Source organism: Rhodovastum atsumiense (assembly GCF_937425535.1).
Lineage (GTDB): Bacteria > Pseudomonadota > Alphaproteobacteria > Acetobacterales > Acetobacteraceae > Rhodovastum > Rhodovastum atsumiense.
The window spans coordinates 4796563-4816460 of record NZ_OW485601.1 but is presented as its reverse complement, the minus strand read 5'-3'; the positions used below and the strand labels follow the sequence as shown (position 1 = coordinate 4816460).

Annotated in this window: 17 protein-coding genes; 4 read left to right on the top strand and 13 right to left on the bottom strand. The window is 68.7% G+C overall.

The annotated features are described in order from the left end of the window. Window positions 1-11 precede the first annotated feature (11 nt). The 3 genes from NBY65_RS21695 to NBY65_RS21685 all read right to left on the bottom strand — a co-directional run bounded on the left by NBY65_RS21695 (window position 12) and on the right by NBY65_RS21685 (window position 4311). The gene (locus NBY65_RS21695; protein ID WP_162530661.1) at window positions 12-3074 is read right to left on the bottom strand and encodes a glycosyltransferase; all 3063 of its coding nucleotides are present in this window, start codon (window positions 3072-3074) and stop codon (window positions 12-14) included. 8 nt (window positions 3075-3082) lie between these two features. After that, on the bottom strand, window positions 3083-3553 hold the full coding sequence (locus tag NBY65_RS21690; RefSeq protein WP_150042241.1) for a hypothetical protein: 471 nt from the start codon (window positions 3551-3553) through the stop codon (window positions 3083-3085). A gap of 434 nt (window positions 3554-3987) precedes the next feature. Beyond that, the gene (locus tag NBY65_RS21685) at window positions 3988-4311 is read right to left on the bottom strand and encodes a hypothetical protein (RefSeq protein ID WP_150042242.1); all 324 of its coding nucleotides are present in this window, start codon (window positions 4309-4311) and stop codon (window positions 3988-3990) included. Between the two features lie 744 nt (window positions 4312-5055). Here NBY65_RS21685 and NBY65_RS21680 point away from each other — a divergent pair. The 4 genes from NBY65_RS21680 to NBY65_RS21665 all read left to right on the top strand — a co-directional run bounded on the left by NBY65_RS21680 (window position 5056) and on the right by NBY65_RS21665 (window position 8306). Beyond that, complete coding sequence (locus tag NBY65_RS21680; RefSeq protein ID WP_150042243.1) at window positions 5056-5628, top strand: IS607 family transposase; 573 nt, start codon at window positions 5056-5058, stop codon at window positions 5626-5628. Further along, window positions 5625-7196, top strand: a complete 1572-nt coding sequence (locus NBY65_RS21675) for an IS200/IS605 family accessory protein TnpB-related protein (RefSeq protein ID WP_150042244.1) — start codon at window positions 5625-5627, stop codon at window positions 7194-7196. Before NBY65_RS21680 ends, NBY65_RS21675 begins: the two co-directional genes overlap by 4 nt. A gap of 188 nt (window positions 7197-7384) precedes the next feature. After that, a complete protein-coding gene (locus NBY65_RS21670) occupies window positions 7385-7672 on the top strand; it encodes a hypothetical protein (protein ID WP_150042245.1) in 288 nt (95 codons plus the stop codon). A gap of 46 nt (window positions 7673-7718) precedes the next feature. Next, window positions 7719-8306 (top strand): tyrosine phosphatase family protein, encoded by a 588-nt coding sequence (locus tag NBY65_RS21665; RefSeq protein WP_239002883.1) that lies wholly within the window; start codon window positions 7719-7721, stop codon window positions 8304-8306. Window positions 8307-8496: 190 nt separating this feature from the next. On the opposite strand, the gene NBY65_RS21660 is transcribed toward NBY65_RS21665, so the two are convergent. The 10 genes from NBY65_RS21660 to NBY65_RS21615 form a co-directional block, all read right to left on the bottom strand. Continuing rightward, the gene (locus NBY65_RS21660; protein WP_150042247.1) at window positions 8497-10377 is read right to left on the bottom strand and encodes an FUSC family protein; all 1881 of its coding nucleotides are present in this window, start codon (window positions 10375-10377) and stop codon (window positions 8497-8499) included. 146 nt (window positions 10378-10523) lie between these two features. Beyond that, a complete protein-coding gene (locus NBY65_RS21655; protein ID WP_150042248.1) occupies window positions 10524-11297 on the bottom strand; it encodes an SDR family NAD(P)-dependent oxidoreductase in 774 nt (257 codons plus the stop codon). Beyond that, window positions 11294-12841, bottom strand: a complete 1548-nt coding sequence (locus tag NBY65_RS21650) for a class I adenylate-forming enzyme family protein (protein WP_150042249.1) — start codon at window positions 12839-12841, stop codon at window positions 11294-11296. Before NBY65_RS21650 ends, NBY65_RS21655 begins: the two co-directional genes overlap by 4 nt. Next, window positions 12838-13836, bottom strand: coding sequence for an ABC transporter ATP-binding protein (locus NBY65_RS21645; RefSeq protein ID WP_408895385.1), 999 nt, complete (start codon window positions 13834-13836; stop codon window positions 12838-12840). The genes NBY65_RS21650 and NBY65_RS21645 overlap by 4 nt, the downstream gene beginning before the upstream one ends. Next, window positions 13808-14812, bottom strand: coding sequence for an ABC transporter ATP-binding protein (locus NBY65_RS21640; RefSeq protein ID WP_150042251.1), 1005 nt, complete (start codon window positions 14810-14812; stop codon window positions 13808-13810). Before NBY65_RS21640 ends, NBY65_RS21645 begins: the two co-directional genes overlap by 29 nt. A gap of 1 nt (window position 14813) precedes the next feature. Next, window positions 14814-15671 carry an ABC transporter permease gene (locus NBY65_RS21635; protein WP_239002884.1) on the bottom strand — a complete coding sequence of 286 codons (858 nt, stop codon included), beginning with the start codon at window positions 15669-15671 and terminating at the stop codon, window positions 14814-14816. Between the two features lie 7 nt (window positions 15672-15678). Next, the gene (locus tag NBY65_RS21630; RefSeq protein ID WP_150042252.1) at window positions 15679-16647 is read right to left on the bottom strand and encodes an ABC transporter permease; all 969 of its coding nucleotides are present in this window, start codon (window positions 16645-16647) and stop codon (window positions 15679-15681) included. A 12-nt stretch (window positions 16648-16659) separates the two neighbouring features. Continuing rightward, a complete protein-coding gene (locus NBY65_RS21625) occupies window positions 16660-18273 on the bottom strand; it encodes an ABC transporter substrate-binding protein (RefSeq protein ID WP_203330559.1) in 1614 nt (537 codons plus the stop codon). After that, complete coding sequence (locus NBY65_RS21620; protein ID WP_150042253.1) at window positions 18270-18698, bottom strand: PaaI family thioesterase; 429 nt, start codon at window positions 18696-18698, stop codon at window positions 18270-18272. Before NBY65_RS21620 ends, NBY65_RS21625 begins: the two co-directional genes overlap by 4 nt. After that, complete coding sequence (locus NBY65_RS21615) at window positions 18695-19708, bottom strand: quinone oxidoreductase family protein (protein WP_150042254.1); 1014 nt, start codon at window positions 19706-19708, stop codon at window positions 18695-18697. The genes NBY65_RS21620 and NBY65_RS21615 overlap by 4 nt, the downstream gene beginning before the upstream one ends. Window positions 19709-19898: the final 190 nt, after the last annotated feature.

The window sequence follows — 19898 nt, the reverse complement described above, 5'->3', positions numbered from 1 at the left end:
CCCGATCCTCCCTAAGCAGCTTTCTCAGCAGCAGATTTCATTGTTTGCAATAGGAACAAGCTGACCAATTTCTCCACCGGCATGTGCAACGGCACCACCAGCCCCCCTTGCATCGACCGAATTCGCTCGGCCGGGGTGCCGATGTCGTAGGCGATCACCGGAAGGCCGGCTTCCCACATCTGCGACAGGGTAAACGACCACGTCTCCGGCCATAGCGACGGCAGGAAGCCCAGGTCCGCCTGCTGCGCCCGGACCAACCCAACCGCCTCCGGCTCCTCGTAACGGCCGGTGATCGTCACCCGGCCGGTCTGCAACAGGCGGCGGTCGTCGCAGCTATAGCCGACGACGACGAATTCCAGCGGCAGGTCCTGCTCGGCGACCAGGCTGGCGCAGCGCAGCAGGGTATCGTAGCCCTTCTCCCGGCCGATCGCCCCCAGCACGCAGACGCGTCGCCGGGGCTTCTCCGCCCCCCCCCCCCGCAGGCGCAACTCCCGCATCGGCTCCCAGGGCGCTACCGTGACCTCCGCCCCAAGCCAGCGCTCGAAGCGCCGGGCGCAATCGCGCGACGGCGCCACCACCTGCCGCGCCCCGGCAAACAGGGCAGCCGAGCGCGTCCGCAAGGCTGTCGGCGTGATCTCCTCGTTGAGCTTGCTGCCATGCTCGGCATGGCACGGTCCGCAGGCGGCCGGGGAAACTTCGCCGCAATAGCGGTTCCCCCCCGCGGTCAGGGTGATCTGCGGACAGTACCAGGAATAGTCGTGCAAGTAGATGTCATAGGGCACGCCAAACCCGGTCAGGGCACGGATCAGCTCCGGAGGATGGCGGATGAAGTGGTGGAACTCGATTTCCGCGGGCGCCAGCGCGCGCAGCAGCGCCAGCATCTCTTCCATCTCCTGCGACATCCCGAAAACCAGATTGGGGAATCCATCTCCAGCACCGACCTCCAGCCGGCAGAACACCGCCTCGCCTTTCGTCTCCGGCCGCAGCACCACGGGGCGCTTTCCCTGCTCGCGCAGCATGGCCACCCGGTCCCGGACGCATTTCTGCACCCCGCCGCCACGGTCATGCGTCACCAGCAGCACCGTCGCCGCATCGCCCATCTCGGCGTTGAGCCGGGCCCGGTCGAGCCGACGGCGGAACGGCACCAGTGGGTCGGCGGCCAGCCATGCCTGCACCAGCGAATCGTAGCCGACATGCAGCCGGTTCAGGATGGCCAGGTTGCGCGCGATCAGGTGGGTGCGGGTGGCCGAGAAGGACTGGCTGCCGGCATGGCCGACGAAGGCCCCCGGCGCAGCGACGTGGCGCCAGCCGAACAGGCTGGCACGCCGGCAGAAATCGTTCTCCTCGCCATAGCCCTGGGCGAACACGTCCTCGCGTAGCAGCCCGGTGTCTTCCAGGCACTCAGTCCGGATGTACATGCAGAACCCGTGCGCCGTCGGCACGTCGACGCAGGCATCGCCGTTGGCCTCCGCCGCCAGCGCGGCGAGTCGCGCGATGGCATCCGCGTCCGGCAGCGGATTGGCCGCATTGGTCCGGGGATAGCTGAAGATGGTCGCGTCGTTGGATAGCGGCGTCGCCGTGCCGATGTCGTCGGCGCCGTAGACGATCCGCTGCAGCCGCTCCACCCAGCCCGGGGGCGTCAGCGTGTCGCTGTTGAGCAGCACCACGTCCCGCCCCCGCGACAGCCGCAGCCCGACATTCGCCGTTGCCGGGAAACCGCGGTTGACCGGCTGCAGGCTCAGCACGATGCGCCCGGCCCCGGCCATCCGCTGCAGCGCCGCGACCAGCTCGCGATCGGGCGAATCATCCACTACCACCACGACCCGCTCATCGGCCAGGGACCGGGCGGCGAGCACGCTCTCCAGGCAGTCGAGCGTCACCTTCAGGCCGCGATAGACCGGCACGACGATGTCCACCGGCCGCGGCAGCGCGGGGCGGCCATAAGGTGGCTTCGGCCCCACCAGGTCGGCCGGGATGCTGGGCTCGGCGATCGGGCCGACCCCGGCGGGAACCGGATCGGCGGCGGACGCCCCCCCCGGCGGAAACAACGCCCGCACCCCCTGGGCGGCGCGGCGGGCACTGGCGATCATCTGGCCCGGCGTCAGCGGGCTGCCGTACAGCGCCCGGCCATGCGGCCCCTCGACATGCACCGTGCCGCCGAGCGCCGCCACGGCCTCGGCGCCGAAGATGAAGCCGCGCGGCTGGGCGCCGAAAGGAAAACCACGCAGGTCCACGAGGGGTGCCTTCGCCACCACCGAGCGCTGGCGTCCCTTCCCCTGGGCACCGCGGAGGGTCACCCGCGGCGACAGTTCCGGCTGGCCGGGCAGCCAGCACCAGCCGGACAGACCACCGGCAGCTTCCTGCACGAAGCCCTCCATCCGGGTCACCTGCCCGATGGCGATCGGGCTGCCGATCAGCGGCAGCGACCGCGCGAACACCTCCAACCGGGCCTTGCGCGCCCAGGGCTCGTTTAGGGCGAGCGCTACCGTGCCCTCGACCGCGCCCTTCTGCGGCGGGCCGATCCGGGCCGGCTGGCCGTCGAGCAGGATCTCCAGCCCGTTGCGGCGCAGCCGGGCCGCCGCGCCGCCGATATGCAGCACCCCGGCATTGTCGAGCCCGCACCAGCCCTTGGCCCCGGTCGCTTCCGACAGTTCCGCGGCCAGCCGGCAGAATGGCACCGTCAGAGGGGGGGCGTTGCCGGTCAGCGTTCTGTGCAGTTCGGCGGCAGCATGATCGGGACCGCTGAAGTGCCGGCGCATCTGGGCCAGTTGGAACAGCACATCGCGTGAGCCGGTCTGGCCGGCCAGCAGTTCCAGTGCTTCCAACGCACGCGGGTCCCCCGCATGCAGGCGCAGCAGGCCGATCGCCAGCATAATGCCGCCGTCCGATGGCGCGGCGCGTTGCGCATATTCAAGATGACGCAGCGCGGCTTCGCTCGATTCGTGCGCCAGCGCCTCCACGGCCAAGGCGACGGCGAAGCCAGCCTCGGCATTCCTGCCACGATCACTGCCCTGCAGGATGGCCCCGATATCGCGCAACGGTTGCTCGGCGGACTTGGCGTTGAGACGGCGCATGCGACGGGCTACTCGGCTGATTCGGTCCGGGACGGCGTGGAGACGGCCAGCAGATCGCGCCATTGCGCCAGATCGGCCTCGGCCCCGGCGTTCGGCGCACGCCACTCCCACGCGCCCCTGGCTTCGTCATGCGCGAGACCGAAGCGCCATTTGCCCTGGCGGACCGATTTCGCGACATCGGGGTTCTTTCTCGGATACCAGGTCTTGTCGAAGGCGACGCCCTGGCCGGAGCGCCCCTCGAAATAGCCGAATCGCACGAAATGTTCCCAGGTACCGGTCACGTCGTTGCGCCTGAATGCGCTGGCCACGTCAGGGTTGGTGCGAAGGTACTGGCCGACATCGAAATCAACGATCCTGAGCGCAGTTTCGAGGAGAAATCGCAAAAGTCTGGCCGGAACCGCGGCGCGGTTCATCGGCTGAACTGTATCGATATCGAATCTAAGATCGCGCGCCAGCAATTCATAGTCCGGAACGTACATTGGATCACGACCTCATACCACCGGAGAGTCTCCTGCCCGTCGGCATGAGGCGAAACCGCCCCGGATGTTGCAGGATCATGTTTCCCCTGGCGTCACGGGAGAGGCCGGCAGCAGCGGGAGCCGCATGCCCATATAAATTCAGTATCAATTCGAATAAAACTGGAAAGCGTGAAACATTGCGTGCCCCCTCACCGGTTCGGCAGGCCAGGACCGCGGAGAAACCGGATCAGGTCAGGAATGCGTAAGCATATAGTAACATTCCTGACTCGTGCGATTTTCGCAGTTCACCTCCCCTCCTGGCAGGAGCAGCTCGCGACAATCCTTTCCGTACCGTTTTGATTAAATATCTTGTGTTTTATTTTGAAACACAAACACCCTCAGGAGCACAAGGTCGCCCTCGCCTGCGCACGGGACAACGAAGCCGGCGGCGGAACCTACCGTTGCTGCAGTTGCGCTCTGACACAGTGGCAAAGGCCAAGAAGATCGGTGACCCGTCCGATGAATTCCTGCCGGTTGCCGGTGGTCAGATAAGCCCTGAAATCTGGATCCACACCGCCGCCCACCGCGATCTGCAGCGACAGGGACTCGCCACATCGATCCCTTCCCCGCAGGCGGAGCCAAGGCAGGAACAACCCGTCATGCTCGACGAGCCCGCCGGAAACGGTCATCAGGGTGCTGACGGAGCGCAGGACGGCGTCAAGCATCCCGTTCAGGTCACATGCTGCCGCCGGCCCGTTCGCCTTGCTCTCCGACTTCATCCTTGCCCCGTCACCATCGCGTCTCACTGGACGCTGCCACCCGTCAGCCCGACCTGCGGTGCGGTTGTTCCTGCGTGGTACCAAGCTCGCGCGCCCTTACCGATCGGCCTGGACCGGCGGGACCACCGTCGCGGACCATCCCCTGGATGTGGCCCCCAACGCCCGGCCGATCGATGCAAAATCGCACCAAAATACTCCCAACCAGGGGTGAAAATCAGGTGCCACCTCGTATTGGAATAGTTATAAAATTGCCCGGGAATGTTCCGGTCGATGCGGCAAAGAGTGACCAGATCCGGCGTGGACACGCAGCACGACCCCGATCGCGATGAGCCTGGGACAACAATTCAAGAAACCATATTAATCCATCACAATTATGAGAAGCTGTCAAGACTTTGTGAAGGCTGCCCGTTGCGGGTGTTGCGTCTTTTCTGAGACAGAGTCTGGAAAATTCGCTTCGCTTCATCTGAAACGTTACGCTTTCCGGGCAATCTGCCGGTCGACACGCCGAAAGCGGTCATGCCGGCAGATCGGCCCCCGGCCGATGCAGCGATTCGCGCCCGAGTTGCATCCACCTGCCTGGGCGAACCAGCCCCGATCCCGCCCCCGATCCCCCTGCCATCAAGCCTGCGTGCCATGACGGCGCCGCGGCCCCGCCAAATGAAACGCGCCATGGCGTCCGTCATCGTGCGTGCAGGCGCCTCCGGGGTTGCAAGAAGCTGCGTCTAGCTGTAACATTCGGACCAAATGAAGCGAAAAGTTCGACTTTCTCAATGGGCCGAGCAGCAGGGCGTGTCGCGCATGACGGCGTGGCGCATGGCCGCGGCTGGCGAATTGCCTGGCGCCACACGCACGGCGAAGGGCCATTGGCGGGTCGAAGTCGATGACGGGGAACCCGCGCCGCTGACCGTGGCGTATGCCCGCGTCTCGTCGCACGACCAGAAAGCAGACCTGGACCGCCAGATCGCCCGCATCGCGGAATGGGCCGCCACGGCGAACGTCAGGATCGACCGCTTCGTGCGGGAAATCGGCTCCGGGCTAAACGATCGGCGGCGCGATCTCGGCGGGCTTCTGGCCGACCCGAAGGTCGGCAGGATTGTCGTCGAACACCGCGACCGCATCGCCCATTTCGGCGTGGCGCAGTTGGAACGCGCGCTGGCCGCGTCCGGACGCGGCATCACCGTCATCGAGCCGAAGGAAGTCGGCGACGACCTCGTGCGCGACATGCTCGACCTGATGACGTGTTTCTCGGCACGGCTCTATGGCCGCCGCTCAGCCCGCAACCGCGCCGCCCGCGCCCTGGACGCGCTCAAGCCATGAGCCGCACCTTCTGCGCCATCATCCGGGACGGACGTGCAGACAGCGTCCTCGCGCCATTCGGCGAGTTGATGGGCAAGGCGATCAGGGCGGCCTTCAAGGAAATCCACATCCTCCAGCGCCCGGCCGGCGACGTCCAGAAGGAACTGATGGCCGAGTTCGGGCTGACACGGCGCCACCTCTATGGCGCCCGCACCGACGCGGCCCAGGCGGCGAACGCCTGGAAGGGGACGTGCGACTTCCGCGCCACGCAACTCCGCGACGCCATCGAGGCGACGGAGGAGCGCATCGCCGCGCTCGGGAGACGGGCGGAGAAAGCCAAGACCGAGCGCAAGCGAAAGGCGCTGCTGGAAGCGCAGATCCTGAAGAAGAAACGCCTGGACGTGCTGAAAGGCTGTCTGGCCTCTCTTCTGTTGGAAATCAAGGAAGGCGTCCCCCGCGTCTGCTTCGGCGGGCGCAAGCTGCTCCGCGACGGCGACGTGTGGGCGTGGCGCGACAGGCGGAACAGCCGCATCTTCGTTCCCGGCGCGAAGCACGATAACGCCGCAGGGAACCAGAGCATCCAATGGGACGGCGAGAATTTGCTTGTCAGGATGCCGGATTCCTTGGGCGGGCATGTCGAGACGCTGCGCGGCGTGACGTTCCGTTACGGTCAGGAACAACTCCGGGCCGTGCTGGAACGGAACAGGGACTTCGAGACGCGTGCCGCCCTGACCTGGCTGCTGTTCAAGGACGGGGCCGGACGCTGGCACGCCCATGTCACCGTCGATGAACCCGCGGCGGAACTCGTGACGGACGCCCGCAACGGCGTTGTCGCGGTAGACGTGAACGTGGACCACTTCGCCGTCACATTGGTCGATTACTGGGGCAACCCTGTCGGCCGGCTGACCCTGCCGTTCCCTGTCGCGGGAACGGACGAGGGCAAGGCGGAGGCGATGATTGGCGACGCCGTGCGGGCGCTGAGCCTGCTGGCGCGGAAACGCCACTACGGCATCGCCATCGAGGACCTGGAATTCTCGAAGAAGAAGGCCGGGCTGCGGGAGTATGGCGCCGCGCACGCGCGCCGCCTCAGCGGTTTCGCTTACAGGAAATTCGCCGAGTTCACGGAGGCCCGCTGCAAGCGGGACGGCGTGGACCTGGTGAAGGTGAACCCGGCTTTCACGTCCGTGATCGGCCGATGGAAATACGCCAAGTGTCGTGGGATGAGCGCGCATCATGCCGCCGCTCTCTGCATCGGACGCAAGGCGTTGGGACATGGCGAGCGTCTCGTCTCGATGGACGGCACCGCCCTCGACTCACCTGCAAGGATGAGTCCGAGGGCCGAGCGGCGCCGTTGGCGTGGCGTTCGCCGGCTGTCGCGGGAGGGTGCCCATCTGCCCGTTCGCACCGCGTGGTCGGGGACTGGAACAGCGGGGAAGGGTGTCCCGAAAGGAACTGCCACGGCTACGACGCGAAAGGCTCGTCCTGCGCGCACGGGCTGCCGGAGCGCCGGAACCGTCCAGCCTCAAGTCGGGGTCGCCGTTGCCCTGGCGTCGGACCTCTCACGCCCATCTGTGATGTTTGATACATAGACCACCAACGGTCCTGCGGATGCCCCTTGTACTGGCAGTGCGTGTGGCGAACCGGTTACACACGGCGTTGGTTATGCGCGATGTCGCGCCGCCGGTCGTGCCAAGGTGGCAGGCAGCCAATGTCGTCGCCATGATCGAGGATGTCGGCTTCTCAATCACTTTCCCGTAGTTTCAAAGAGGTCCCCGCGATGAACGAAACGCCCCACGTGCTGGACGAGACCTCCGACGACGCCAACGTCCTGTCCTTCCTGCGCGCGCAGTTCGCCCGGCTGCACCACCGGCTCGACGGCATCGACCACAAGTTGCTGGAACTGACGGAGCGGGTCGGCACGCTGGAACTCACCACCGCCAGCCTGCATCGCGACATCGGGTCGCTGGCCGAGGTGGATGCGCATATCAGCGCACGACTTGATCGCATTGCCATACAGGTGGACCGGCTCGACCGCTATACTGGAATCGCCACGCCGCGACTGTAGGGAAGGCTGCCCCCGGCCCGCGGATGGTCGAACCGAGGTGATGGCAATGGACGGAATCGCGCCTTTCAGGATCACCATCTGCGGCCTCGAGGAACTGGACGGGCACTGCGCCTCCGGCGTCAGCCACGTGCTCTCCATCCTCGACCCCGACTGGCCGGTGCCGGAGGCGTTCGGCAGCTTCGGCGAACACCGCAAGCTGGAGTTGCGGTTCCATGACGTGATCGAGCCGGACATCGCCGGCACGATCGCGCCGGAACCGGCGCAGGTGGCGGCCCTGCTCGGCTTCGGGCAGGACCTGATCAGCGATCCGCAACCCGAGGCGCATCTGCTCGTGCACTGCCACGCCGGCGTGTCACGCTCCACCGCGGCGATGGCGCTGCTGCTGGCACAGGCCCTGCCGGAGATCGCGCCCGGACGCATCCTGCAGGAAGTGCTGCGCATCCGCCCACAGGCCTGGCCGAACCTGCGCATCATCGACTTCGGCGACGCCCTGCTCGGCCGCGACGGCGCACTGATCGCGGCCACGCGGGACGCCTATCGCTGCCAGCTCGCCGGGCGGCCCTCCCTGGCCGAGGAAATGACCCGCTCCGGTCGAGGGCGCGAGATCACGCTCGCGCAGGGGGAAGACCTCTGAACAGAAAGTAAGGCCAGGGCTTTGCCCTGGACCCAGCGTCGTGCGCAGCACGCATTCGCGTGACGGCCACAAGGCCCCTGCACCCCAATCGCGCTGCGCGGCAAAGAACGGGATCCAAGGGCGCAGCCCTTGGTGGAGGTCCAGGGGGCAACGCCCCCTGGCGGGGGCGGGGCAGCGCCCCGCATCCGGTTCACCCCTGCGGATCGCCCAACAATCCGCGACTGGCCCGCAACGCCGCGGCAGCCGTGCGCAGCGCACCGGCGAGTTCCTCCGCCGCGTCCTCAGCCCGGCGTTCCAACTCCGCCGCCACGCCATCGGGATCGCGCTCCAGCCGCCGGAACGCGTCGAGGGCCGCCCCCGCCGCGGCGTCCCGCGCCGCCAGTTCCCTCAGGTCGAGCAAGGCCAGGCCGAGATTGAGCACCGCGAGCAGGCTGCTGCCCGGGCTGGCCCCGGCGGTCGCCGCCCGGTCCAGGTGCAGGCCGAGCCGCAGCACCTGGCGTGCCCCCCGCGCCCATTCCCGCCCGACATCCACGCCCCCTCCCGCTTGAGCCAGCCGCCGCAGGTCGCGACGGATCGCCCGCAGGGCGCGCGCGGCCTGGCGCGGCGCGCGAGGCGGCATGAAGCGGAAGCCGGTGGTCGCCACCACGGCGGCCAGCAGCAGCGCCGACGTCTCGTTGAGGATGGTGAAAGCATCGGTCACCGGCGGCAGCACCGCCTGCCCGGCCAGCATGAAGCACATGTTGGCGTCGATCGCCGGCCCCGCGGTGCGCCTGGCCGCGCGCGCCAGCCCGCCCGCCAGCAGGAAGGGCACCAGCGACAGGCTGAGCATCGGCAGCGTGGTCACGTGCGGCTGCACCAGGAAGCGATACAGCAGTGCCGCGGCAACCCCGGCCAGCACGCCCTTCAGCATCATCGGCGCGAATCGCTCGGGGGCGGGCATCGAGCTCAGCACCATGGAAAAGATGCAGATGCCGAGCGCGGCCAGTTCCCCGGGGCCCCAGCCCGAGGCGTAGCCCAGCATCCCGGCAAGCGTGGTGGCACCGCCGGCGAGCAGCCCGGCCTCGGCGGCCAGCCGGACATCGAGCCAGGGCGCGAGATACAGCACCTTGCTGCCGAAGGAGCGCGCATCGGCGCTGTCCGGCTCGGCGCGGAAGGCCGCCTCGACGGCAACGAGGCGCGCCACCGCCTCGGCGAGCGCCGGATCGGCGGCAACAACAGGGGCGAGATCGGGCTCTGGCGGCTCCGGGGCCAGCAGCGTCCCGGCCAGGGCGGACAGGTGAGCCGCCAGCGCCGCATCGTCCGCCGCCTGCTGCCGGGCCAGATAGGCCCGCGCCTCCGCCATCACCGCCAGCGCCGCCAGCGTCAGCCGTTGCACATGGTGCAAACGACGGTAGCCCTCGATCGAGCCGGCGGTGACCAGGCTGGCGGTCTCCTGCACCTCGGCCAGTTCGCGCAGGATCTCCCGCTCGCGCGCCTCGGCTGCCTCCGGCGGCAGGCCGCGCAGCACGGCGGCGGCGAAGTCGACCGCGTCCCGGCCCAGCTGGCGCACCCGCCCATAGAACTCCGCGCGCGGCGAATCGGGGGTCCACAGCGCGGTGACCAGCGTCACCACCACCACGCCGACCAGGGTGCATTCGACCCGGGCGATGGCGAATTCATAAGACAGCGCCGGGTTCAGCACCGCCGGCAGCGCCACCACGGCGGCGCTCATGCCGGCCATCATCGCGCCATAGGCGTGCACGCCGCGCAGCATCTGCGCCAGCGCCCCCGCCAGCCCGACCCACAGGCCCAGCAGCGCCAGCGCCATGTACGGGCCGCCGCCGAGTCGCAGCAGGCCGAACCCGGCGGCGGCACCGATCAGGGTGCCGGCAATCCGGTAGAAGGCGCGCTCCAGCAACAACCCCTTGGCCGATTGCGCCACCACCCAGACCGGCATGGCCGCCCAGAAGGCGTTCTCGACGTGCAGGAAGGAGGCGATGGTGAAGGCCAGCCAGGCGGCGAAGGCCAGCCGGCAGCCATGGAGAATCTCGGCGCGGGACAGACCCGGGGTCCACCGAACCAGCAAATGCATCGGGGCGATCACGTGATGAAGCTGTGAGAGGGGTCCGCTTTGTCTGCTGCGCGACGACCATGCAAGCGTTTTTCACACAGCCCCGTGCCGGATCAGCAATGGTTGACCCCTGTCCGCGCCTCTCCCCTCCCCCGCCAGGCGCCGCGTCAGAGCCGCTGGCCGCCGCTCGCCTCGATGCTCTGGCCGGTGACCCAGCGCCCCTGCCCGGAGGCCAGGAAGGCGACCACGCCGGCAATGTCCTCCGGTTGCCCCACCCGCCCCAGCGCGATGCCCTGCGCCACGACGCGGCTGCGCGCCGGGTCGCGGGCCGCGGCGTTCATGTCCGTCGCCGTCGCCCCCGGCAGCACGGCGTTGACGGTGATGCCGCGCGGGCCCAGTTCCACCGCGAGCAGCCGGGTCAGCGCCTCCAGCCCTGCCTTGGCCGGGGCATAGCTCGCCATCTCGGGAAAGGCGGCGCGCGTGCCCATGGAGGAGATGTTGATGATGCGCCCGTGCGCGCGCAGGCGCGGGATGGCGCCCTGGATCAGGAAGAACGGGGCGCGCAGGTTCACGTCCAGCACCTGGTCGAACGCCGCTTCCGACACCTCGCCGATGCGCAGCCGACCGCCGCCGATGCCGGCATTGTTGACCAGGATGTCGAAGCCGGTGTCACCGAAACGGTCCTGCAGTTCCGCGTCCAGCCGCGGGTAGAAGTCCCGCACCGCTCCCCGGTCCTGCAGGTCGGCGGCGAAACCCAGGGCGATGCCGCCTTGCGCGCCGATCGCGTCGATCACCGCCCGCGCCTCTGCCTCGGCACGGCGGTAATGCACCACGACAGCGGCCCCGGCGGCGGCAAGCTGCAAGGCGATGGCGCGGCCGATCCCCCGGCTGGCGCCGGTCACGACGGCCAGCCGCCCGGCAAGGGAGGAAGGGTCGGTCATCGCGACCACCCTTCGGTTGCTTCCAGGTGCCGCGCCTGCTCGATCAGCGCCTTGCGGTCGACCTTGTTGGTGCCCGCCCAGGGCAGTTCCGCCAGGAAGCGGATGCGCCGCGGGTGCTGGTAGGCAGGGCCGCCCTGCAGGGCGAAGCGCTTCACCTCCTCCACCGTCACCGTGGCACCGGGATGCGGCACCAGGAAGGCTACAGGCACCTGACTGCGTTCCTCGTCGGGCAGCGGCACCACGCTGGCCTGCTGGATCGCCGGATGCGATTCCAGCAGCTTCTCCACCTCGGCCGGATAGATGTTCTCGCCCGAGCAGACGAACATGTCATCGGCGCGGCCGACGAAATAGTAGAATCCGTCGGCGTCGCGGCGCATCACGTCGCCGCTGTCGTACCAGCCGTCATGCAACACCCGGGCGCTGCGTTCCGGCAGGTTGTGGTAGCCCCGCATCACCGCGGGGTTGCGCATCCACAGCACGCCTTCGTCCGGCGTGGCCCCACCCACCAGCTTCACCTCGCCCCTCGCCACCGGATAGCCGAGCGCGAGCGGCGGCGGGTGGATGCCCGCCGGATGCGGCCCGAACACCGCTGGGCCGGCCTCGGTGGTGCCGTAGCCATGCAGCACCGCCGCTCGCGGGAAAGTGGCGCGGATGCGCTCGATCAGCCCGAGCGTGACCGGCGCCGAGCCCAGGGCGATGCGGCGCAGCGCGGAAAAATCCAACCGCTGCACCAGGTCCTGCTCCTTGACCACGCGGGCGAACATGGTCGGCACCGCGGTCAGGGTGGTGATGCGGTACTGCGCCAGCGCCTCGGTATAGGCGCGGGCGTTGAAGCCCGGCATCACCACGACGCAGGCCGTCTGCGCGAACACCGTCTTGGTCATGAACAGCCCGTTCATGTGGAACAAAGGCTGCGCCAGGATATAGCGGTCCTCCGCGCCGTCCGGCTGGATGCGGGTGGTCAGCGCCCAGAGCTGGCCGGCATGGCTGAGCGGCACGCCCTTCGGCCGTCCGGTGGAACCGGAGGTGTAGAGCATCTGCGCGATGTCCTCCGGCCCGGCGGGCAGCGTGGCGGGGCCGGCGGGCCGGATCAGCGCGGCCCAGCCCTGTGGGCCGGCATCGTCGAAGCCGATCACCGGCACCCCTGGCCGCACCGCGTCCATCCGGGCCGCGTCGGTGAAGGCCAGCGCCACATCCGCATCCGCCATCACGTAGTCGATGGTTTCCTGCGGCAGCTTGATGTTGACCGGCACGGCGACATAACCGGCGCGCATGATGCCGAAATAGGCGATGACATATTCGGCCCGGTTCAGCGACAGGATCGCCACCTTCGCGCCACGGGGCAGGCCACGCGCGACCAGGTGCCGCGCCACCCCGTTGGCCAGCGCATCGACCTCGCCATGGCTGTAGCTGCGGGGATGCTCCGGATGCAGCAGATCGATGATCGCCAGCCGGTCCTGGTCGAGGCTGCGGTCACTGAGATCACCGAGATTATGCCAGCGCCCGTGCAAAGGGAGGATAGGCGGAACGGCAGCGTGGCTCATACGCAGGCACTTTCATCGCTGGGGACGGGTGCCGGCGCGGCATCCGCGAGGTCGAAATGGCAGGCGACACGCTGCGCCCCGCCGAGCGCGCGCAAAGGCGGCCGGTCCGCGGCACAGCGCGGCCGGGCCTGCGGGCAGCGGGTGCGGAAGGCACAGCCCGAAGGCGGGTTCAACGGACTTGGCAACTCCCCCTGCAGCACCAGGCGGCGGCGCTGCCGCGCCAGCTTCGGGTCGGGCACGGGGGCGGCCGCGAGCAGGGCCTGGGTATAGGGATGGGCCGGCCGCCGCCAGATCTCGGCGGCGCGGCCGGATTCGATGATGCGGCCGAGATACATCACGATCAGCCGGTCGGAGACGTTCTCCACCACCGACAGGTCGTGCGAGATGAACAGATAGGCCACGCCCAGCCGGTCCTGCAGGTCCTTGAACAGGTTGATGACCTGGGCGCGGACCGAAACGTCGAGGGCGGAGACCGGCTCGTCGCAGATCACCAGCTTCGGCGACAGCGCCAGGGCGCGGGCAATGACGACGCGCTGGCGCTGGCCGCCCGAGAATTCGTGCGGATAGCGCTCCGCCGCGTCGCGCGGCAGGCCGACCTGTTCCAGCAACTCGGCGACGCGATCCCGGATCTGCCGTCGCCCCCATCCCGCCACCGACAGGGGCTGGCCGATCAGCGTGCCGACCCGGTGGCGCGGATTGAGCGAGCCATAAGGGTCCTGGAACACCATCTGCACCTTGGGGCGGATGCGCCGCAGCGCGCGCGGCCCGAACGGAACGATGTCCTCGCCCTCGATCTCGATCCGCCCGGAGGTGACGGGCACCAGCCGCAGGAGGGCCTTGCTCAGCGTGGACTTGCCGCAGCCGGACTCGCCGACGAGGCCGAGGGTCTCGCCGGGGGCGACGTCGAAGCTGACATCATCGACGGCCTGCAGCCGCCCCTGCGGCGTGGCGAAGCTGACACGCAGGTCACGCACGCTGATGAGCGACACCGGCAACCTCCTTTTCCACGGCGAAGCAGGCGACGGGATGCAGGCCGGGCGGCGCCCGCAACGCCGGCGCTTCCCGCCGGCAGCGATCGAAGGCGAGCGGGCAGCGCGCGGCGAAGGCGCAGCCGGGCGGCAGGTCCGCCAGCGCCGGCACCATGCCGGGGATGTCGGCCAGCCGGGCATGCCGGGCGGCCGGGCCGGCGGCGGGGGTCGCGGCCATCAGCCCGCGCGCATAGGGATGCAAGGGACGCCCGAACAGCGCATCCACCCCGGCTTCCTCCACCTTGCGGCCGGCGTACATCACCACCACCCGGTCGGCCATTTCCGCCACCACGCCCAGGTCATGCGTGATCAGCAGCAGCGCCATGCCGGTCTCGCGCTGCAGCCGGCGCAGCAGATCCAGGATCTGCGCCTGGATGGTGACATCCAGCGCCGTGGTCGGCTCGTCGGCGATCAGCACCCGCGGATTGCAGGCGATGGCCATGGCGATCATGACGCGCTGGGCCATGCCGCCGGACAGCCGGTGCGGAAACGCATCGAGCCGCGCCTCGGCTTCGGGAATGCCGACCAGATCCAGCAACTCGCAGGCACGCCGGCGCGCGGCGGCGGTGGAAAGATCCTGGTGCGCACGGATCATCTCGATGATCTGCGCTCCCACCGTGAGCACCGGGTTCAGGGCGGACATGGCGTCCTGGAAGATCATCGCCACGTCGCGGCCGCGCGCCGCCCGCATCTCCCGTTCGGGCAAGGCCAGCAGGTCGCGCCCGGCCAGCAGCACCTGCCCGCCGCCGATCCGCGCCGGGGGCTGCGGCAGCAGCCGCATCACCGCCAGCGCGGTCAGCGACTTGCCGCACCCGGATTCGCCGACCACGGCCAGGGTTTCGCCGGCCTCGACCGCGAAGGACACGTCGTCGACCGCCCGGAGCGGCCCGGCGCGGGTGTCGAGGCTGACCGAGAGATGACGCAGTTCCAGCACCGGGGTCATCTCAGCGCCCTCGCAGCCGGGGGTTCAGCATGTCGTTCAGCCCGTCACCCACCAGATTGAGCGCCAGCACCATCAGCATGATGGCGATGCCGGGAATGGCGCAGATGTACCAGGAGGTCCGGATCAGCGTCCGCCCCTCGCCGATCAGCCGTCCCCAGCTGGCGATGTTGGGATCGCCCAGGCCCAGGAAGGAAATGGCGGATTCGTAGAGAATGGCGCCGGCCACCGCGAGCGAGGACAGCACGATCACCGGCGGCAGCGCGTTGGGCAGGATCTCGCGCAGGATGATGCGCAGGTCGCTCATGCCCATGGCGCGGCAGGCCTGCACGAATTCACGGTTGCGCAACGACAGGATCTCGCCGCGGGTCAGGCGCGCGATCTGCGTCCAGCTCACCACGCCCACGGCCAGGGTGATGTTGCCGATGGTGCCGCCGATGATCGAAACCACGGTGAGGATAAAGACCAGACCGGGCACGATCTGGAACATCTCGGTGACGCGCATCAGCACCTCGTCCACCCGGCCGCCGAAATAGGCGGCGACGGCACCGATGCCGACGCCGATGCAGGTGGCGGTCAGGCTGGCGCAGATGCCGATGATCAGCGAGGCGCGCGCCCCCCAGGCGATCATCGCGGCGATGTCGCGGCCGAGCGAATCCGTGCCCAGCGGAAAGCGCGGGTCCTGGAACGGCCAGAGCTCCGGCCGGCCGACGATGCGCAGCGGGTTGCGCGGGAAGCTCCAGGGGGCCGCGATCGCCGCCACGACGATGACGAGCAGGATGAGTGCGCCCACCAGCGCCGCCCGGTTGCGCGCGAAGCGGCCGAGGGCGGCGAAGACCAGGGGGGCTGCCATGCGGGACATGTCCGGATCACCTCCCCCGGATGCGCGGGTCGAGCCGGGTATAGGCGAGGTCGACCAGGATATTGGCGAGCACGACGACCAGTGATCCCAGCACCAGCACGCCCAGCACCACCGGGTAGTTGCGCGAGGACACGCTGTCGAGCAGCAGGCTGCCGATGCCGGGCCAGCTGAACACCGTCTCCACCACCACGCTGCCGCCCAGCACGGTGCCGAGTTGCAGCCCGAACAACGTGACGATGGGCAGCAGGGCGTTGCGCAGCACGTGCCGGATCACCACGCGGGCCCGGCCCAGCCCCTTGGCCTGCGCGGTGCGGACGAAGTCGAGGCTGAACACCTCCAGCATCGCCGCGCGCATCACCCGGGCATAGACCGCCGCATAGAACAGGCCGAGCGTGAGCGTGGGCAGCACCATGTGCTGCAGCACGTCCAGCGCGGCACCCCAGGCGCCGGGATCAGCGCCGATGGTGGTCATGCCGCCCACCGGCAGCCAGCCAAGCTTCACCGAGAACAGGATGATCAGCATGATCCCCAGCCAGAAGCTGGGGGCGGCGAAGAAGAACACCGCCAGGAAGGACAGCAGGTTGTCCCACAGGCTGTTCACCTTCACCGCCGCCACCACGCCGGCGGTGACGCCGACCAGCAGCGCCAGCCCCATGCTGGAGAGCATCAGGATCAGCGTCGCCGGAAGCTGGGACAGGATCACGTCCAGCACCGGCATGTTCTGGCGGTAGGAAAAGCCGAAATCGAGCTGCAGCACCGACCAGATGTATTTCAGCAACTGCAGCCAGGCCGGGTCGTCCATGCCGTACAGCACCCGCAGCCGCGCGATCATCGCCGGGTCCGAGATCTGCTGCTCGGCCGTCATGACGTCGAGCAGGCTGCCCGGCGCCGCCTGGATCAGCACGAAGTTCAGCACGATGACGCCGAGCACGAGGGGCAATCCCTGCAGCAGGCGCCGGAACAGCAACCGCCCCATGCCCGCGCCCCCTCAGCCCTCGCGCCAGAGATCGGCCCAGCTTTCGCCGATGTAGTTGGCCCAGCCGGAATGGTTGCGCACGTCGCTGCGGGTAACGGTGAAACTGTCGAATTCCACCATGGGCAGCAGGTTCGCCTGGGCGACCGCGTCGGCCTGGAACTGGTTGGCCAGGACCTTGCGCTTCGCCTCGTCGGTCTCGGTGGCCAGGTGGCTGACCAGATCGTCCATCGCCGGGTCGGAAAAGCCGTTGGCGTTGCGGAATGGCGCCCCCTTCACGATGCCGTCGGTGGTATAGTACTGGGTGATGATCGGCACCGGCTCGATCGGCGCGGTGTAATTGGACAGCGCGATGTCGAAATCGTAGTCGGTGTAGATGCGCTTGAGCGAGGTGGCCCGGTCCGGCGTGGTCAGGTTCACGGTGATGTCCAGGTCTTCCAGCGCCTGCTTCACGTACTGGCCGTTCTTGGCGTTCTCCTCGAACCAGTTGGCGGCCAGCAATTGCACGGTGAAGCGCCCGCCCCGCCGCTTCTTCAGCCCCGCCGCGTCCAGCAGCCGTGCCGCCTTCGCGGGATCGAAGTCGTATCGGGGAACATCGCGGTTGTAGAAGACCGGGTTGTTGCTGTGGATCGGCGAGGTGCCGACCTTGCCCTTGCCGAAATAGACGGTGTCGACGATGAACTGCCGGTCGATGCCGTGCAGCAGGGCCTGGCGCACTTCCCGCCGGTTCACATTCTCGCGGCGCAGGTTGAACTCGATGGTCGCGCACCAGCTGCACGTCTCGTAGCCGCGCGTGGTAGCCTGGAAGCGGCCGGTGCGGGTCAGGCGCTCGATGTCGGGCACCGGCACGGGATTGGAAATACCCATGTCCAGCTCGCCCGCTTCGAAGGCGGCGGCGCGGGAGGCGGGGTCACGCCACCAGCGGATGAACAGGCGGTCCAGATAAGGCTTGCCGGAATCCCAGTAATTCGGGTTGCGCTCGTACTCGACATGGCTGCCGCGCACCCATTCGCGCACCACCCACGGGCCGGTGCCGATCGGCTTGTTGTTGACCGGGTTGGTGACGAGGTCCCGGCCCTCGTAGAGATGCTTCGGCAGGATCACCGAGTTCTGGCCGGAGAGGGTGGAGCGCAGATAGAAATCCGGCACCGGCGAGGCGAAGCTCAGCACCACCGTGCGCGGGTCCTTCGCCTCCGCCCCGGTCAGCGCCTTCAGCGCCACGGTCAGCGCGAAGGGCTTCCAGAACTGCAGCACCGAAAAGACGACGTCATCGGCGGCGAAGGGCCGGCCGTCATGCCAGGTGACGCCTTCGCGCAGCCGCAGCGTGTAGCTGCGGAAATCCGGCGCGGCCTGCACGCTTTCGGCCAGGATGTTGACGAATTTCAGGTCGCTGGTCTGGCCGAGCAGGCGTTCCAGCACCTTCGTCGAGGTCATGAACGGGCTGGAGCCGCCGCCACCGGGCACGAACAGCGCCTGCGGCTCGAAACCGCCCCAGGTCGCGGTGAGCGAACCGCCGCGCCGGGGCGTGCCGGCGGCGCGGGCGGCCGGCTGCCAGATCCCGTTGAGCAGGACCCCGGCGGTGGAGGCGGCCAGAACGCCGCGGCGCGTCATCTGCATGATCGAGGTCACTTCCCTGGCTCCGTCATGGCGTAGCTGGCCCGGCCAATGGCCAGCAGCACGCCCTGCTCGTTGAACACATCCACATCGGCCACGCCGATGCTGCGGCCGTTGCGCCGGACCGTGGCGGTGGCCACCAGATCCGTGTGCAGCGCGGGGCGCAGGTAATCGACGCGGAAATTGACGGTGGGCAGGCCGCGCCCGACCAGCATGCCGAGCGCGAAATCGCCGACCGTGTCGATCACCGCGGCGATCGGGCCGCCATGCCATTGCCCGGAGCCGGCGCGGCGCTCGAATTCCGGGCGCATCGGGCAGCGCATGGTGATCTCGCCGCGGGCCAGATCGGCCGACACCACCTTCAGCCCGGAGAAGGCGATGAAGGGCGATGCATCGAGGATCGCCTGCACCGCCTCGGGCGATAGCGTGCCGCCGCTCATGGCGTCACCACGATCTTGCCGATGACGTTGCGGTCCTCGATCTGGCGCAGGGCTTCCACACCCTCGTCCAGCCCGTAGACCCGGTCGATGACCACCTGCAGCCGGCCGCTGCCCACCAGATCGAGCAACGTGCCGATATCGGGCGTGTCCCAGCCGTTCGAGCCCATGATCTGCAGCTCGAAGGTCCAGATGAAGCGCAGGTCTTCTTCCACCGCGAAGCCGGCGGTGGCGCCGCAGGTCAATTGCCGGCCGCCGAGGCGCAGGCAGCGCAGCGATTTCTTCCAGGTGTCGCCGCCGGTGAAGTTGACCGCGACATCGATGCCGCCGCCCGGCGCGCCGCGGCGGCGGCTGGCCTTGCCATAGGTCTCCTGGATGACCTTCTGGAAATCGGTTTCGGTGTAGAGGATGACCTGGTCCGCCCCGAGCTCGCGCAGGCGGCGTGCCTTCTCCGGGCTGCCGGCGCAGGCGATCACCTCGCAGCCGGCCAGTTTGGCAAGCTGCACGCAGCAGACGCCGACGCCGCCGCTGGCGCCGAGGATCAGCACCTTCTCCCCGGCCTGCACCTTGCCCACGCTGTACATCATGCGCAGGGCGGTGCCGTAGGCGACCGGCAGCGCCGCCGCCTGTTCGAAGCTGACAGTGTCGGGCAGGCGGATCAGCTGGTGGGCCTTGGCGCGGCAGAGTTCCGCCATGCCGCCATGCTGGGTTTCGCCCATCAGCCCGCCCTCGACGCGGTTGATGGGATCGACCAGCACGCGCTCGCCGACCTGCCAGCCTTCGACGCCGGGGCCGATGGCGGCGATCTCGCCGGCCACGTCGAGCCCGATGATGCAGGGGAACGGTATGCGGATGCCCGGCATGCCGCGCCGGGTGAAGACGTCATGATAGTTCAGCGACGTGGCACGGACGCGCAGCACGACCTCACCCGCTTGCGGCACCGGATCGGGGAAATCCGTCTCGAGGCGGAGCTTCTCCAGACCGCCGTGCTCACGCAGGACCAATGCCTTCATTATGCTTCCTCTGCTCCCGGCCACGCGGCCGCATTCCGGAGAAGGTGACGGACCGGCGGCCCCTCTCCGCCGGGGCGCGCCGGTTGGTGAACCGCCAGGATCCCGCCGGGCATTGCCGGGGGATCAGCGAACCACGCATGAAGCTGGTGTTTTATCCGCGCTGATCCGGGGCCATCCCGGGAATCCGGGG

Bases quoted from the DNA above. Each gene is read 5' to 3' on its own strand.
- NBY65_RS21615 (WP_150042254.1), bottom strand. From the start codon at position 19,708: ATGAAGGCATTGGTCCTGCGTGAGCACGGCGGTCTGGAGAAGCTCCGC.
- NBY65_RS21640 (WP_150042251.1), bottom strand. From the start codon at position 14,812: ATGACCCCGGTGCTGGAACTGCGTCATCTCTCGGTCAGCCTCGACACC.
- NBY65_RS21670 (WP_150042245.1), top strand. From the start codon at position 7,385: ATGAACGAAACGCCCCACGTGCTGGACGAGACCTCCGACGACGCCAAC.
- NBY65_RS21655 (WP_150042248.1), bottom strand. From the start codon at position 11,297: ATGACCGACCCTTCCTCCCTTGCCGGGCGGCTGGCCGTCGTGACCGGC.
- NBY65_RS21665 (WP_239002883.1), top strand. From the start codon at position 7,719: ATGGACGGAATCGCGCCTTTCAGGATCACCATCTGCGGCCTCGAGGAA.
- NBY65_RS21650 (WP_150042249.1), bottom strand. From the start codon at position 12,841: ATGAGCCACGCTGCCGTTCCGCCTATCCTCCCTTTGCACGGGCGCTGG.
- NBY65_RS21690 (WP_150042241.1), bottom strand. From the start codon at position 3,553: ATGTACGTTCCGGACTATGAATTGCTGGCGCGCGATCTTAGATTCGAT.
- NBY65_RS21620 (WP_150042253.1), bottom strand. From the start codon at position 18,698: ATGAGCGGCGGCACGCTATCGCCCGAGGCGGTGCAGGCGATCCTCGAT.
- NBY65_RS21635 (WP_239002884.1), bottom strand. From the start codon at position 15,671: ATGTCCCGCATGGCAGCCCCCCTGGTCTTCGCCGCCCTCGGCCGCTTC.
- NBY65_RS21685 (WP_150042242.1), bottom strand. From the start codon at position 4,311: ATGAAGTCGGAGAGCAAGGCGAACGGGCCGGCGGCAGCATGTGACCTG.
- NBY65_RS21675 (WP_150042244.1), top strand. From the start codon at position 5,625: ATGAGCCGCACCTTCTGCGCCATCATCCGGGACGGACGTGCAGACAGC.
- NBY65_RS21630 (WP_150042252.1), bottom strand. From the start codon at position 16,647: ATGGGGCGGTTGCTGTTCCGGCGCCTGCTGCAGGGATTGCCCCTCGTG.
- NBY65_RS21660 (WP_150042247.1), bottom strand. From the start codon at position 10,377: ATGCATTTGCTGGTTCGGTGGACCCCGGGTCTGTCCCGCGCCGAGATT.
- NBY65_RS21695 (WP_162530661.1), bottom strand. From the start codon at position 3,074: ATGCGCCGTCTCAACGCCAAGTCCGCCGAGCAACCGTTGCGCGATATC.
- NBY65_RS21680 (WP_150042243.1), top strand. From the start codon at position 5,056: ATGAAGCGAAAAGTTCGACTTTCTCAATGGGCCGAGCAGCAGGGCGTG.